The sequence below is a fragment of the Pantoea sp. S62 genome, from assembly GCF_016658625.1.
Lineage (GTDB): Bacteria > Pseudomonadota > Gammaproteobacteria > Enterobacterales > Enterobacteriaceae > Pantoea > Pantoea vagans.
This window is the reverse complement of record NZ_JACVVI010000081.1, coordinates 1-233: the sequence shown is the minus strand read 5'-3', so window position 1 is coordinate 233 and position 233 is coordinate 1. Positions and strand designations below refer to the sequence as shown.

Genomic DNA, 233 nt, shown 5'->3' with positions numbered 1-233 from the left:
GCCTGTTCCGGTCAGTCCAGGCGCGGAGGGCTGGTCGTAGCACCGTCATTCGTCAGCTGCAAGGGTGAAATGCACGCCTGCGGCGCCCTTGCATCCGCCGCCTGCCGTTGCTCCTTTGCCCTCTGCCGCGACTGGATCGACCGAAACATGACAACCCACCTGAGCAGGAGAAATGCCATGAACACACAGAACGTCAACGTCAACACCGCCACGCCAGAATCTCCCAAAACATG

Annotated in this window: 1 protein-coding gene; it reads right to left on the bottom strand. The window is 60.5% G+C overall.

Features of this window, described 5'->3' with window-relative positions:
• Nucleotides 1-45: 45 nt before the first annotated feature.
• The coding region (locus IBT54_RS25330) for a hypothetical protein (protein WP_222942148.1) at nucleotides 46-233 on the bottom strand (188 nt) is incomplete at its 5' end.